General features: G+C 67.1%; 1 pseudogene. It reads right to left on the bottom strand.

Going from position 1 to position 577, the window contains the following annotated elements:
• A pseudogene (locus tag AC6LKG_RS26540) lies at positions 1 to 577 on the bottom strand (S6 family peptidase); the annotation flags it as partial.

The following is a 577-nucleotide window of genomic DNA, read 5'->3' as shown; positions in this document are numbered from 1 at the left end:
ACCTCGGTGATCTGCCGGATGGTGCCTTCGTCCGCCGCCACGCCTGCCTGTCCCAGACGCTTGACGATTTCCTCGCGCGAACCCAGGGCGTCCAGCTCGGACAGCCTCAATGACACAGCCGTGAACAAGGACAGGCCGGGCCTGGCCTGCGCGCCGTCGCCGGCATCCGGGGTGATGACAAGGACGGGATCGTCGGCGGGCGGTGGCGCGGGTTCGGTTGCGGTATCGCCGGGGGCTTCAGGTTGGCCGGAGGCATCGCCCGTTGGCGGCGTCTCGATCTCCGGCGTTTCGGTGGGCTTTTCGACTGGCGGGTCGGCGGGCCTTTCAACCGCCCTGTACGCCAACTGCCATTTTTTCTCCGTGTCGGTGCTGACGATTTCAAGGTTGGGCACGTAGACGGTCAGGCCCTGCGTGACCGAGCCCGTCTTGAAATAGCTGTCGGCCGTGCCTACGGGCGCGGACGCCAGCAGCAGCCTGCCGCTGGCGTTGTCCGGCACCTCGCCACGAACCAGGAGCGTGAGGTCCAGGCTGTTGTCATCGCCCAGCGCCTCGGTGGCGACATGGATGCTGTCGCTTG

This window comes from Achromobacter sp. 46006 (genome assembly GCF_059761975.1).
This window is presented reverse-complemented; position numbering and strand designations above follow the sequence as displayed.